This is a genomic window from Clostridium sp. 7_2_43FAA, from assembly GCF_000158375.2.
Classification (GTDB): domain Bacteria; phylum Bacillota; class Clostridia; order Clostridiales; family Clostridiaceae; genus Clostridium; species Clostridium tertium.
Genome location: NZ_JH815222.1, coordinates 202917 through 217159 on the forward strand (window position 1 = coordinate 202917; position 14243 = coordinate 217159).

The 14243-nt window shown below is 28.6% G+C and carries 14 protein-coding genes and 1 riboswitch; all 14 genes read left to right on the plus strand.

Annotated elements, in window-relative coordinates; all coding sequences use genetic code 11:
• Positions 1-13: 13 nt before the first annotated feature.
• The 14 genes from CSBG_RS02545 (at position 14) to CSBG_RS02610 (ending at position 14054) form a co-directional block, all read left to right on the plus strand.
• Positions 14-205 carry a hypothetical protein gene (locus CSBG_RS02545; protein WP_008676786.1) on the plus strand — a complete coding sequence of 64 codons (192 nt, stop codon included), beginning with the start codon at positions 14-16 and terminating at the stop codon, positions 203-205.
• Between the two features lie 267 nt (positions 206-472).
• Entirely contained in the window at positions 473-1420 is a 948-nt protein-coding gene (locus CSBG_RS02550) for a helix-turn-helix domain-containing protein (protein ID WP_008676789.1), read from the plus strand.
• Between the two features lie 117 nt (positions 1421-1537).
• A complete protein-coding gene (locus tag CSBG_RS02555; RefSeq protein WP_008676791.1) occupies positions 1538-2746 on the plus strand; it encodes a maltose ABC transporter substrate-binding protein in 1209 nt (402 codons plus the stop codon).
• A gap of 61 nt (positions 2747-2807) precedes the next feature.
• Positions 2808-3725, plus strand: a complete 918-nt coding sequence (locus tag CSBG_RS02560) for a sugar ABC transporter permease (RefSeq protein WP_008676793.1) — start codon at positions 2808-2810, stop codon at positions 3723-3725.
• Between the two features lies 1 nt (position 3726).
• Positions 3727-4620: an ABC transporter permease subunit gene (locus CSBG_RS02565; RefSeq protein ID WP_008676794.1), complete on the plus strand. Its 894-nt coding sequence runs from the start codon at positions 3727-3729 to the stop codon at positions 4618-4620.
• A 95-nt stretch (positions 4621-4715) separates the two neighbouring features.
• Positions 4716-5735, plus strand: coding sequence for a LacI family DNA-binding transcriptional regulator (locus CSBG_RS02570; protein ID WP_035285589.1), 1020 nt, complete (start codon positions 4716-4718; stop codon positions 5733-5735).
• A 220-nt stretch (positions 5736-5955) separates the two neighbouring features.
• Complete coding sequence (gene malQ / locus CSBG_RS02575; protein ID WP_008676799.1) at positions 5956-7437, plus strand: 4-alpha-glucanotransferase; 1482 nt, start codon at positions 5956-5958, stop codon at positions 7435-7437.
• Positions 7438-7570: 133 nt separating this feature from the next.
• Complete coding sequence (locus tag CSBG_RS02580; protein WP_008676801.1) at positions 7571-7867, plus strand: DUF503 domain-containing protein; 297 nt, start codon at positions 7571-7573, stop codon at positions 7865-7867.
• Positions 7868-7961: 94 nt separating this feature from the next.
• Positions 7962-8110: riboswitch (SAM riboswitch) on the plus strand.
• Between the two features lie 93 nt (positions 8111-8203).
• A complete protein-coding gene (locus CSBG_RS02585; RefSeq protein ID WP_008676802.1) occupies positions 8204-9241 on the plus strand; it encodes a methionine ABC transporter ATP-binding protein in 1038 nt (345 codons plus the stop codon).
• Positions 9241-9879, plus strand: coding sequence for a methionine ABC transporter permease (locus CSBG_RS02590; RefSeq protein WP_008676803.1), 639 nt, complete (start codon positions 9241-9243; stop codon positions 9877-9879). The genes CSBG_RS02585 and CSBG_RS02590 overlap by 1 nt, the downstream gene beginning before the upstream one ends.
• A 136-nt stretch (positions 9880-10015) precedes the next feature.
• The gene (locus CSBG_RS02595; protein WP_008676805.1) at positions 10016-10849 is read left to right on the plus strand and encodes a MetQ/NlpA family ABC transporter substrate-binding protein; all 834 of its coding nucleotides are present in this window, start codon (positions 10016-10018) and stop codon (positions 10847-10849) included.
• A gap of 158 nt (positions 10850-11007) precedes the next feature.
• Positions 11008-11904 (plus strand): serine hydrolase, encoded by an 897-nt coding sequence (locus tag CSBG_RS02600; protein ID WP_008676807.1) that lies wholly within the window; start codon positions 11008-11010, stop codon positions 11902-11904.
• Between the two features lie 12 nt (positions 11905-11916).
• Entirely contained in the window at positions 11917-13116 is a 1200-nt protein-coding gene (locus tag CSBG_RS02605; protein WP_008676808.1) for a DHHA1 domain-containing protein, read from the plus strand.
• A gap of 224 nt (positions 13117-13340) precedes the next feature.
• A complete protein-coding gene (locus tag CSBG_RS02610) occupies positions 13341-14054 on the plus strand; it encodes an N-acetylmuramoyl-L-alanine amidase (protein ID WP_008676810.1) in 714 nt (237 codons plus the stop codon).
• Positions 14055-14243: the final 189 nt, after the last annotated feature.

The following is a 14243-nucleotide window of genomic DNA, read 5'->3' on the forward strand; positions in this document are numbered from 1 at the left end:
GGAGGTATAGATTATGGTTATGGAAGAAATAGAAAATAAAATAAAGAGACTATATAAACAAGTAAAGTCAGGAAAAATGACTCAGGAGATAGCTGAAGAAATATCAGAATTAGCTGATAAAGTTGAAGACATGGGTGAAAATGCTAAGGAAAGTATGAAAAATATGATGAGTGACATAAAAAAATCCATGAAAAAAATGAAATAAAATAAAAAGCTAACTAAAAAATAGTAATTTTTTTAGTTAGCTTTTTATATTAAAATACAAGGCTTAGGAAGAATTCTTTGTAAAAGTTCACAAAAAATATATTTGTAATTGTGTTAATATACTATTGAATAAAAACGATTGCAAGAGTATAATCAAATTAAGATAAAGGTAAATAATAAATAAGAAACGTTTTATTGTTTTCTGGAAACGTTACCTGTTTCACAAAGATTTAGAAAATATAAAATTGTTTTGTGATGGGGGAAGCTTATGTATGGGTTAAAAAACTCTTTTCAAAAAATAAGTGAAGAAATTCAAATTCCCTTCAAGATAAGTGAAAAGGATGGATCTGTAATAGCTAATTTCTTACAAGGAAATAATTCGAAAATTGTAAGTAGTATTTTAAGAATGCCAGCAGAGGAGTTACTGCTAGAAACATACGAAAATTATAGTAACTGCATTAGTCTATTAAAATATTGCCTAGAACAAGAGTTAAGCAATGCAGTAAAGTCAAAGGAGGAAATAATAACAGATATAATAAAAGGAAAAGAATTTTCTAATGACATTCTTAAAGAAGTAATAAAAGACAAGCCTTTTAAATTAATACTTATTTATTTGAAGGACAAACATTCTAAAGCTATAAAGTTAATAGAAAAAAAGTACTTACAAGATGAAAGTATAATAGTTATTCAAGACGAATATATTCTTATAATAAGTAAAAATGATATCAGTAATGAGAGTATTAAAGAACTTCTTCTAGGAATGAAAAAGAATATAGCAGAAAAATGTTATATAAGCTATTGTAAAATTGATGAGTACAATGAATTAAAAGAAAAATTTGAGTATCTTAAAGCAAACTTGGAAATTTGCTTAAAATATGATTTGCCATCAAAAATATATACTGAAAACTCTTTGCTCTTAGAAAAAATGATAAAAAATGCAGAAGAAAAAGAAATTAGTAGGGTATATAAGAAATATAATGATATATTTTCTAAATTAGATGATGATCTTATAAAGACTATAGAAATATTCTTTAGTGAAGGTTTAAAAATAAGTGAATCTGCAGATAAGCTGTATATTCATAGAAATACTTTATTTTATAGAATAGATAAAATAAAGAAAATAGTAAATTATGATATATCTAATTTCAATGATGCAGTAGAATTTAAAATTTTATTTTTATTGTGGAAAGAATCAGGATATAAAAGCAAATTGTAAAATTAAATGGAATCGGTACCGGTAAGGTTACCTGTAAACAATAACATTAATTAGTTAATAAACCTAAAGGGTTTATAAATATAAAGATCTAAAATTAGATTTTGGGAGGAATTTATTATGGTAAAACGTTCAAAACTATTAGCAGTTTTAATTGCTGGTGTAATTGCTACAACTTCTCTAGTTGGTTGTGGTGGAAAGGGTGAAAATAGTGGTACTACTGATGGAGAAAAGAAAACTTTAACAGTTTGGTCACACTTTACTACTAATGAAGTTCAAGAATTCGAGAAGGTAGCGAAAGCTTGGGGAGAAGAAAATAACGTTGAAATAAACGTTGTTGAAGACCAAGGAAAGTTCCAAGAAATGATTCAAGCTTGTCAAAGTGATAATGGTCCAGACCTTGTATTAGGAGTTCCACATGATAACTTAGGAACATTCCAAAAAGCAGGAGTAGTTGCTGAGGTTCCATCAGGAATGGTGTCAGCCGATAAATATACTTCTCAAGGAATTGTTGATGCAGTTACTATAGGTGGAAAAATTTATGCAGTTCCATTTGCTCAAGAAACAACAGGAATGTTCTATAATAAAGATAAGGTTAAAGAAGTTCCAAAGACTATGGAAGATTTAGTTGCAATGGCAAAGGAAGTTGGATTTGAATATAACATTAATGATTTCTTCTTCTCATATGCATTCTTATCAGCTGGTGGCGGATATGTTTATAAAAATAATGATGGTACATTAGATCCTAATGATATAGGCCTTGGAAATGAAGGTTCAGTAGCAGGACTTCAATTTATTTCAGATTTAGTTAATAAAGATAAATTAATGGCAGCAGATATTACTGGAGATATAGCTAAGGGTGATTTTACATCAGGTAAATCTGGATTCTATTTCTCAGGTCCATGGGATGTTTCAGGTGCTAAAGAAGCTGGATTAAACTTTGGAGTAGTTCCAATGCCAACTTTAAATGGTAAAGCTCCACAAACATTTTTAGGTGTTCAAACTGCATTTGTTAATGAAAATTCAAAGAATAAAGATACAGCTTGGAAGCTTATGGAAGAGTTCGTTAATAAGGGACAAGATATAGTATATAAAACTGGTAGTAGAATTCCTGTAGCTAAAGATTACGTAATTGATGATGAATATACTAAAGCATTTATGGAACAAGCAAAAGTTGCTATGCCAATGCCAAATATAGTAGAAGTTCAAGCTATGTGGGAACCAGCAGCAAATAACTTAAAGTTATTAACTTCAGGTCAAATAGATGCTAAAACAGCTGGAGAAAATATAGTAAATCAAGTAAAAGAAGGTATTAAACAAATAAAATAATATTTAGCTAAATAGAGATAGGTTTTTACCTATCTCTATATAAAATAAAGGGGGATTTTAAATGGGCATGAAGAGTAAAAGTCGTAAAGCTTACTATTTCTTAGCACCAGCACTTATTTCAATATGTATATTTACACTATTTCCAGTAATATCAACAGTATACTATGCTTTTACTGATTATACTCAGTTTTCAAAGGGTGAAATTAATTTCGTAGGTTTTTCTAATTTTATAGAAGTTTTAGCAGGCCCTTTTAAGGAAACATTTTTACCTGTATTTGCATGGACTTTAATTTTTGCAATAATATCAACACTTGGATGCTTTATATTAGGATTAGTAATAGCATTAGTTTTAAATAATCCTAACATTAAAGAAAGAGGATTTTACAAAGGAATATTAATACTTCCTTGGGCACTACCAGCATCAGTTGCAATCCTATCATTTCAAGGTTTATTTAATGGTAGTTATGGACAAATAAATAATTTATTAATGCAATTACACTTAATTCAAGAGCCTATAAAGTGGTTAACAGATCCTAACTTGGCAAGAATGAGTATTTTAATGGTTAATATATGGCTAGGATTCCCTTATATGATGAATGTTTGCTTAGGTTCATTAGCTGCAATACCTGAAGTTTACTATGAAGCAGCAATGGTGGATGGAGCAACTAAGTGGAAACAATTTACGAATATTACTTTACCTTCAATAGCTAAAACAGCTTATCCACTTATAATATCATCATTTGCATTTAACTTTAATAACTTTGGATCAGCTTATTTAATTACAGGTGGTAATCCTCCAAGGTTAAATACTCAGTTTGCAGGATATACAGATATATTAGCATCAGTAAATTATAAACTTTCAATGCAATTTGGAAGATTTGAGATTGCTTCTGCTCTTAGCATAATAATATTTATAATAATTGCAACAATTTCATTTGCACAAATGAAGGCATCTGGCCAATTTGAGGAGGTTGATTAATATGCAAACAGAGGTAAATTTAAAAAGTATTTCAAGAAAAAAAGAAAATATAGTATATAAAAAGAAATTAAGACCTGATGAAGTAAGGACAGCTTGGTTTGGAAGAGTATTTATATGGATAATGATATTAATAACATTATTTCCTATAGTAGCTGTAATTTCTGCATCAATGGCAAAAGGAAATGCATTTACTCAGACATCATTCTTTCCAACAGAATGGACTTTAGAGAACTATAGAAAGGTATTTGAAAAGACTAACTTTTTATTATGGATAAAAAATTCATTGATTATTTGTACAAGTGTTGCAGTTCTTCAATTAGTATTATCAGTTCCAGCAGCCTTTGCATTTTCTAAGCTAAGATTTTGGGGAAGAAAAAATGGACTTATGAGTTTATTAATTCTTCAAATGTTCCCAGCTGCTATGGCTTTACCAGCAATAATGGGTATAGTTTTCACATATAATTTAACTAATAAGCCATTGGTATTAATATTAATATTAGCTGGTGGAAGTGCATATAATATCTGGCTTTTAAAAGGAGCAGTAGATGGTATTCCAGATGAATTGGTTGAAGCAGCTTATATAGATGGAGCATCAACTTGGAAGGTATTTTCAGTAATAATATTACCTTTACTAAGAAATATGTTAATAGTTATATTCCTATTTGCATTTATAGGAGCTTATAGTGAATTTATGTTTACTTCAGCAATATTAAAGAATGCAGATGTACAAACACTTGTAACTGGATTACAAAAATTTATTAAGGATCAATTTTCTGCAAACTGGACTATGTATTCAGCAGCAGCAGTAATGGCAGCTACACCAATTGTAGTTATATTTTCACTTTTACAAAAATATATAGCAGGTGGATTAGTTTCCGGATCAGTGAAAGAATAATGATTTTACCCTTGAATTAAATCTTATGATATAATTAATGTAGAAATTAATGGAAACGATACCGAATAATTTGTCGAAACTTGGAGGGAGTTATGATAAACATAAGAGATATTGCAAGAATTGCTGGGGTAGGTGTTAGTACAGTTTCAAGAGTTATAAATAATCATCCAGATGTAAAAGAGCAAACTAGAGAAAGAGTGTTAGAGGTAATAAGAGAAAATAATTATATACCTAATAATAGTGCTAGAAATCTTAAAAAAAATAATACAAATAATATAGGTGTATTAATAAAAGGGGTTTTTAATCCATTCTTCTCAGAAATGTTAGACTCAATAAGTAAAAGAATTTCTAAAGCAGGATATTCTATGATTCTAGAGCACCATGATTACTTAAGTGATGATGAAATGAATAATTTAATATCCATGATAAAGGAAAAGAGGTTACAGGGTGTAATTTGCTTAGGAGGAAACTTTACTGACGTAAAAAATGATGATTTTAATGCTATAGATGTACCAGTTGTATTGACTTCAATAAATCATAAATATGGGAAAGAGTTTTCAAATTTTTCATCAGTGTCTATAGATAACGAAAAATCTGCTTATTCAGCTACACAATATTTAATAAATTGCGGTCATAAAAATATAGCTATAATGCTAGGAGATGAAAATGACTTTGGAATTGGATATCTAAGAGAAGCAGGTTATATAAAGGCATTAAATGAAAATAATATTGAGTTTAATAAAAATTATAAAATTCTAGGACATTATGATTATAGAGGAGCATATGAAGAAACAGATAAGCTACTGAAGAAGTATAAAGATATTACAGCTATATTTGCTATATCAGATATAATGGCTGTAGGATGTGCAAAGGCCATAAAGGATAATGGGTTAGAAGTAGGAAAAGATGTTGCTGTAATTGGATTTGATGGTATGGATATTAGTGAGTTTTACAGCCCTACAATTACAACAATTATACAACCTAAAGTAGAAATGGCAAAGATAAGTGTAGATTTATTATTGGATTTAATAGCTAATAAAACTGATAATAAGCACGTTATTCTTAATACAGAACTAGTAGAAAGAGAATCAACAAATTTTGAAATAAGCAAATAAAAATCAATCTATTCATGATAGTATGAATTATTTCTATCATGAATAGATTATAAACAATATAGATTTAAAATAAATTGTTAACAGCTCTCAGGAATATAAATAAAACTCTCTTATGTATTAATATAATAAATTAATAATTTATTATAAGTAACTTTCAAAATAGAATAAGAATAATAATTATAATATAGAAATAGGTTTTATGAGAAATGAGGTAAAATTTATGAAAAGAAGTAGTGGCATATTGATGCATATTTCATCATTACCAGGTAAGTATGGAATAGGTACATTTGGAATGGAAGCGTTTGCCTTTGTAGATTTTTTAAAAAAGAGCGGACAAAGGTATTGGCAAATACTACCTTTAGGGCAAACTAGTTACGGAGATTCACCATATCAATGCTTTTCAGCATTTGCCGGTAATCCATATTTTATAGATTTTGAATTGTTAGAAAAAGATAGCTTATTAGCTAAAGAAGATTATTCAACTTTAGATTATGGATTAGATGAAAATTGTGTAGATTATGCAAAATTATTTATAAATAAAAATAAGGTATTAAGAATTGCGCATGAAAATTCTAAAAATAAATATGATAAAGAAATAAATAAATTTATAGAAGAAAATAATTTTTGGTTAGAAGACTATGCTTTATATATGGCAGTTAAGAATCATTTTAATTTAGTTAGTTGGCAAAATTGGGATGATGATATAAGACTTAGAAAAAAAGAAGCTATAGATTCTTATAAAACATTATTGAAGAATGAAATTGATTTTTGGATATTTGTTCAATATATGTTCTTTAAGCAATGGTATAGTTTAAAAAAATATGCTAATGATAATGGAATTGAAATAATAGGAGATATTCCAATTTATGTAGCAGAAGATAGTGCAGATATATGGAGTAATCCTGAATACTTTAATGTTGATGAGAATATGGTGCCAATAACAGTAGCAGGATGTCCGCCAGACACATTTTCAGCAACAGGTCAGCTTTGGGGAAATCCTATATATAATTGGGATAACTTATATAAGGATGGCTATAGTTGGTGGATAGATAGAGTTAGGGAAAGCTTTAAGCTATATGATGTAGTAAGAATAGATCACTTTAGAGGATTTGAAGCATATTGGGAGATACCTTATGGAAATAAGACTGCAGAATTTGGACAGTGGACAAAGGGACCTGGAATAAAGTTATTCAATGCAATAAAAGATAAACTTGGGGATGTTAATATAATAGCAGAGGATTTAGGGATGATGACTGACGAAGTTATAGAACTTAGAGATACAACAGGTTTCCCAGGAATGAAAATATTGCAGTTTGGATTTGGAGAGGGAGATAGCAGAGATTTACCTCATAATTACCCAGTTAATTGTGTAGCCTATACAGGAACTCATGATAATGATACTGTTTGTGGATGGTATAATGTTACAGGAAGCAAGAAAGAAATAGAAAAAGCAAAGAGGTATTTAAATTTAACTTATGAAGAAGGAATTTCAAGAGGATTAATAAGAGGCGTTTGGGGAAGTCCAGCTTACTTAGCCATAACAACTATGCAAGATTTCTTGGGATTAGGTAATGATGCAAGAATGAATATGCCTTCTACTTTAGGTGGTAATTGGGTATGGAGAGCTTCATCAGAAGCTTTTGATGATAAACTAGCAAAAGAAATTTATGATTTAACAAAATTATATGGCAGAATAAAATAAATTTGGTTAGGTTATTAAAATAATCCCCTATAAAAATTATAAATAAAGCTCATAGAGAATATTCTCTATGAGCTTTATTCATAATAATGTTAAGATATATAATATCTAAAAATTGTAGTGTAGGTGGTTTAAGATGAAAGTTCTAGTAATGAGTATAAAACTAAGAGCAAGCTGGGTACATTCTTTAAAAGAAAAGAGGATGGTAGTTAAAAGTATAATTCAAAAGTTAAAAAATAAATTTAATATTTCGGTAAATGAAGTAGAAGATCAAGATATTCATCAAAGTATAGTAATTGCTATTTCATCAATATGTTCAAGTAGTTCTCAGGTAGATTCTACAATGGAAAATATTATTAACTTTATTGAGTTAAACACAGATGCAGAGCTTATTAACATAGAAAAGGATGTTATAATGTTTAAGTTTTTATAAAAATAAATACATAAAATTTAAATTATTGGGTTGACAATCTAATCCAATAAATGTATATTAATATCAATAGAAAAATTAAATAATTTGATTACGTTTCTTATCAAGAGTGGTGGAGGGACTGGCCCTGTGAAACCCAGCAACCTGTAATAGGATTAAATGATAAGTCTAATTTGTATTAGACAAAATTTTATTCTTATTAAGTTTGGTGCTAAATCCTGCAGCTTTTTAGCTGATAGATGAGAGAATAAATTAATAATGTGAATTTACGCGCACTAGAGATTTATTCTCCAGTGCGTTTTTTATTTTGCTTTAGTTTCTTAAAAGGGGGAATGGCTTGTGATTAAAATTAATAACTTAAGTAAAAGATTTAATGATGTTGAAGTTATAAAGGGAGTTTCACTTAGGATAGAAGAAGGAGAAATATACGGAATTATAGGACATAGTGGAGCAGGAAAATCTACATTACTTAGATGCATAAATGGTTTAGAAGACTATGAAGATGGATCAATTACAGTGATGGGAAGAGAAGTGAAAAATTTAAGTGGATATGAGCTTAGGGAATTTAGAAAAAAGTTAGGAATGATATTCCAAGGATTCAATTTATTAAGTAGAAAAACAGTATCTGAAAATATAGCATTACCATTGGAAGTATGGGGATATGAAGAAGAGTATAAAGAATATAAGCTTGAAAATAAAGAAAAAGGAGTAAAGTTATATAGTTACAAGAAATTTAAAAAAGAGAAAATAAAAGAAAGAGTTACTGAGCTTTTAAACTTAGTAGGCCTTTCAGAAAAAGCAGATGTAAAACCATCAAGCTTAAGTGGTGGACAAAAGCAAAGAGTAGCAATAGCAAGGGCTTTAGCATTAGAACCTAAAATTTTACTTTGTGATGAAGCTACATCAGCTTTAGATCCTAAAATAACAAAAGATATATTAGCACTTTTATCAAAGATAAATAAAGAATTAGGTATAACAATTGTTATTGTTACCCACCAAATGGAAGTAGTTAAAGAGGTTTGTGAAAAAGTTGCATTAATAGAAGGGGGCATTTTAAAAGCAGAAGGCAATTCAGAAGACTTATTCTTAAAACCAGGACTTTCCCTTAAGAAATTTTTAGGGGATCAAGATGATGAGCTACTACCAACAACAGGGATTAACATAAAACTATTTTTCCCAAGTACATCATCAGAAAATGCTATTATTACAAAAATGGCTAGAGAGTTAAATGTAGATTTTTCAATAGTTTGGGGCAAATTAGAGAAATTTAGAGAGGATGTACTTGGAAATTTAGTAATAAATGTAGAGGTAAAGGATAAAGAAAAAGTAATAGAATATTTAGAAAGTAAAAATGTGGTATTGGAGGTGCTTAATTAATGTCAGAAATATTAATACCAGCGTTTAATAAAACAATTGCCATGGTTTTTTTCTCAACATTATTTTCGCTTATATTAGGATTTATACCAGCAATTATATTAGTAGTTACAGCTCCAAATGGATTAAATCCTAACAAAATTATATACAGAGTTTTAGATACAATAATTAATATATTAAGAGGGTTTCCATTTTTGATTTTAATGGTAGCAATAATACCATTTACAAAGTTAATAGTAGGAAAATCAATTGGCACACCAGCAGCTATAGTTCCTTTAACAATAGCAGCAGCGCCTTTTGTAGCAAGAATAATAGAATCATCTTTAAAAGAAGTAGATCCAGGAGTTGTGGAAGCTGCCAAATCATTTGGGGCATCTAATACACAAATAATTTTTAAAGTTATGTTAAAAGAAGCAGTGCCTTCAATAATATCAGGATTAACATTAACCATAATAAGTATAATAGGATATTCAGCTATGGCTGGAACAGTAGGGGGTGGTGGTCTTGGTGATGTAGCAATAAGATATGGTTATCAAAGATATCAAACAGATGTTATGATTGTCACAGTAATAATTCTAATAATAATCGTACAAGCGTTACAGTCACTAGGAAATTATCTATATAAAAAACTATCAAAATAAAGTATACAAAAATTAAATTAAAATATAGAAGATAAATGTATGAAAGACATTTAACTAAAAGAACTCTGAAAGAGTTATATCCTAAATTATCAATTGTCAATTATGCATTATCAATTATTTCGAGGGGGTTAAAGAAATGAAAAGAAAATCAATTTTATCATTATTATTAACAGGGGCTTTAGCAATAAGCTTAATAGGTTGTGGAAATACAAATAAGGAAGCTGAAACAGGATCAAAGGGTGAAGATAAAACAATAACAATAGGTGTTACTCCAGTTCCTCATAAGGAAATAGTAGAAGAAATAAAGCCTGATCTTGAAGCAGAAGGATATACAGTTAAAATAGTAGAGTTTACAGATTATGTAACACCTAACACATCTCTAGCAGAAGGAGAGCTAGATGCAAATTATTTTCAAACAGTTGCATATTTAGATGAAACTAATGAAGGAAAAGGCTTAGACTTAACTTATACAAAAGGTATTCATTTAGAGCCACTAGGAGTTTATTCTTCAACTATTAAAAGCTTAGATGAATTAAAAGAAGGAGCAACAGTTGCAGTGCCAAATGATCCATCAAATGAAGCAAGAGCTTTAAGAGTACTAGAGGGTGCAGGATTAATAAAATTAAAAGAAGGGGAATTAGTTACACCAAAGGATATTACAGAAAATCCTAAGAATCTTAAATTTGAAGAGCTTGAAGCAGCTCAATTACCAAGGGTTTTAGAAGAAGTGGGTATTGCTGTTATTAATGGAAACTATGCACTTGAAGCAGGATTAAATCCAGCTGAAAATGCTTTATATTTAGAAGATGCTACTAAAGAAGCTTCTAAAAAATATCATAATGTATTAGCGGTGAAAAAAGGAAATGAGGATAGTGAAAAAATTAAGGCTTTAACTAATGCTTTAACATCAGATAAAGTTAAGAAATTCATTGAAGAGAAGTATAATGGATCAGTAATTCCAACTTTCTAGAAAGTAAGTAGGATATAAAATATAGACTGTAAAGAGTGAGTAAAAAATAATTTTTTACTTACTCTTTTCTTTTGTATTTAGAATTATAAAGATTCATCTATGGTATAATAATTATAAAAATATAACTAAAATAAAATGCTTTGAAGCAGGAGATATAAATGAAAAAAGTATATATCTTATTAATTGTTGTGCTTATATTATCTTTTCAAGGGTGTGCCCAAAAAGAGGAAGTCAAAGAGATTGAAAAAAGTAATGCTAAAACAAATAGTATAATAGATAAAAAGGTAGATGAAATAGCAGGAGATTATAAGGATAATATGTCTATATACTATAAAAGTCTAAATACAGATGATGAATATATATTAAATCCAGATAAATATTATATAGCAGCAAGTACAACAAAGATACCTTTATGTATGATGATTTTAGATCAAGTTTTTGAAGGAGCAATATCTTTAGAAGATACTATTTATTATGAAAAGTTAGATAGTGAAGGTGGAAGTGGAGTTTTATATTATTTACAGGAAATTCCCAATATAACTGTTGAAGAAGCTATTTATTTATCTATAGTTGAGTCGGATAATATTACTAAAAATATGCTTCATAGAATAAGTAAAATATCATTAACGGACTATTTAAGAGATATAACGGAAGATGATAGTATTCCTTATGAGAATTATATTACAGCAAGGCAGCTATATAAGGTATTAGAAAGGCTATATGAAAATCCAGATAATAACCCTTATTATGAAAAGCTTATAGAATATATGAAAGAAACTGTATTTCATGATAGATTAGATAAATACTTACCTTATGACATAGTTGCTCATAAGATAGGAGATTATTATAGATATGCCCATGACTGTGGAATTATATATGCTAAAGATCCTTATATAATAGTAGTATTGACAAAGGACATAGGTGATTTAAGTGATGAGCCTTATGAAAATGGAAGCGAGGATGAGAGATATCTTTTAGATTGGGGTAATGAGGCATATGAAATGATAGCAAATATATCAAAAGAAATATATGTAATGGTTGAGGAAGATTATTAATAGGTGAAAAATATGGAAAAATTATATTATATAGATCAATATTTAAAAGAATTTGAAGCAAAAATTATATATGTAAAAAAAATAGATGATAAATTTCATATAGCATTAGATAAAACAGCATTTTTCCCAGGCGGAGGAGGTCAATGCTGTGACATTGGTGAATTGAATGGGATAAATGTATTAGATGTATATGAAGAAAATAGGGAGATATATCATGTTGTTTCTCAGGATATATCAGATTCAACTATTGTTAAGGGTAAAATAGATTGGGACAGAAGAGAAGATGGAATGCATCAGCATTTAGCTCAACACGTATTATCAGGATGTTTTTTTAAGCTTTTTAATTGTAACACAGTAAGTATACATTTAGGAAAAGATATTAGCACAGTAGATATTATTGGGAATTTAACTGAAGAGAAAATAAGAAAAGCTGAGAAGATGGCAAATTATATAATAAGAGAAAATATTTTAGTAGAGAGTTTTGTACCTACTGAAAAAGAACTAGAAAATATGAATTTAAGGAGAGATTTACCAAATACTGAGGAAGAAATAAGAGTTGTTAAAATTGGAGATTTGGATATAAATGCATGTTGTGGAGTTCATCCAAAGAGAACATTAGATTTGAAGCTAATTAAGATTAAAAAGTATGAAAAGAATAAAAATAATACTAGAATAGAGTTTTTATCAGGAGAAAGGGCAGTAAAAGATTCTTTATATAAAGATAAAATGCTAAAAGACATATGTAATTATTTAAGTAGCAATGAAGAAGAAGCATTAAATAGTATAAAAAACTTAAAAAGTAATATAGATGCTTTAAGTAACGAGAAAAGAAAGTTAGAAGAAGAGCTTATAAACTATGAAATAGAAAATATACTTTCTAATTCAAGTAAAGAAAATGATTTGACAATCATAACAAAGATATTTAATGAAAGAAGCATTGATTATATAAGAAAATTAGCTAATAAAATAGGTGATAGAAGTAATATTATTTGCTTATTTGCTACTATAAATAATAATAATAATAAAACCAATATATTATTTTCATGCTCTAAAGATTTGGAACAAGTTAATATGGGGAAACTATTAAAGGAATCTATTAAAGAGATAAATGGAAAAGGTGGAGGAAGCAAAATATTGGCACAGGGATCAGGAGAAAATATAGAGATTGAAAAATATCTTAATAATATAAAAAATAAAATAAAAGAAAATTAGATTTAGTAGAAAGCTACTCCTAGATTTTAAAGTTTGGAGTGGCTTTTATATTTTGCAAGTAATTAATGAAATTATTAAGACTATAAGGCGAGTAATTTTTATATTTGTCAAAATTGAAGAGATAGAAATTAATTTTGTAACCAAGTATTGAAATCATAAGTATACTAAATTATGAAATAATACAATATCTGTATTTTTATATACAGATAATAGGAGGGACAGAATTGGCAAAATGGGTACTAGATGCAGCACATGGTGGCAATGACCCAGGGGCAATAGGGAAACATGGTAGAAGAGAAGCTGATATAGTCTTAGAAGCAGTATATGAAGCTAAAAGGTTGTTAGAAAGAAATGGAGAAATAGTATTACTGACTAGAGCATCAGATGTAAATATAGATGCAAAAGACAGAGTAAATATAGCAAATAACTGGAATGCAGATTATTTTGTTAGCTTCCATATGAATTCCTTTGTTGATAACTTTATAAAAGGAAGCGAAATAGTAATCTTTGAAAAAGGAAGTAAATCAGAAGATTTAGCAAAATTTATAAAAGATGAACTATTAGCAAATTTAAAATCTAATGATAGGGGAATAAAAGAAGCAAGTTATACTGTTTTAAGAGAAACTAATATGCCGGCAGTCATCATTGAAGCAGAATTTATATCTAACGAAGACATAGAGAAAAACTTTAGTAGTATTAAGTATGGGTACATGGTAGCTAAAGCTTGCTTAGCTATGGTTGATAAGGTTTTAATTGATATTCCAATAAAAAAACCTAAAACGCCAACAAGAGAGGGTTGGAGAATTTGTTTAGGATATTATCGAGATTATGAAGAAGCGGAAGAAGAATTGATTAAATTAAATAAGGATGGGCTTAAGGGAGCTTATATTGTTCCATACCCAGATAGTAATGAGAAGAATGAAAAAATGACAGAATGAAAAAATTAAGGGGAAACTATTCTAAGGTAACAAAATCAATAGTTTAAAAGGCGATAGGAGAATATATTATTTAAAGAATATCTTTTAGGTGATAAAATAAATAATTCAAAGGGGAGTCGCGAAACGCGACTCCCCTTTATAAGAGTAAGAGAATAACTTTTTAAAATAATAAACCTTACTTAAAATTGA